This window comes from Nocardia sp. 852002-20019_SCH5090214 (assembly GCF_001665865.1).
In the GTDB taxonomy this organism is placed as follows: domain Bacteria; phylum Actinomycetota; class Actinomycetes; order Mycobacteriales; family Mycobacteriaceae; genus Nocardia; species Nocardia nova.
In genome coordinates this window covers 1-554 of the sequence record NZ_LZMK01000072.1, presented here as the reverse complement: position 1 = coordinate 554, position 554 = coordinate 1, and the positions used below count along the sequence as shown (strand labels likewise).

Sequence of the window (554 nt, the reverse complement as noted above, 5' to 3'; positions counted from 1 at the left end):
CCGAGCCAGGTTCGTTGCCAGAGTGTGTAGTCGATGTATTGCACTGGCAGCGGTGCCCGATGCGGTGCGTGGCCGTGTCGGCGGGCTCGGTATGCGTCGCTGACGTCGCGGGACATCGGGAGTGGTGACCATCCGTCGAATGCGATGTGGTGCAATACGATTGCGACGATGTGTTGTTGGGGTCCTATCGAGTAGATGTGGGCGCGGATGGGGATTTCGGTCGAGAGGTCGAATCGGTATTCGGCCAGTTCGGCCAAGGCGTCGTCGATGTCTTGTTCGGGCAGCGGTAGTACTGCGGGGCCGTCGCGTCGCCACATTCCGGGTCGGGCCGGCAGTACTTGTTGGATTGGCACGCCGTTGGTGGCGGGGAATGTGGTGCGCAGTGATTCGTGGCGGGCGAGTACGTCGTCGAGGGCTGCGTCCAGTGCTTCGATATCCAGTTCCCCGGTGATCCGGAATGCGATCGGCATGTTGTAGACGGGGGAGGGGCCTTGTAGTTGGTCGATGAACCACAATCGTTGCTGGGCATACGACAACGGAACGCGCTCGGGGCG

The 554-nt window shown here is 62.1% G+C and carries 1 protein-coding gene; it reads right to left on the bottom strand.

Features of this window, described 5'->3' with window-relative positions:
* On the bottom strand, positions 1 to 554 hold a 554-nt coding region (locus A5780_RS07225; RefSeq protein WP_197521683.1), incomplete at both ends, for a condensation domain-containing protein.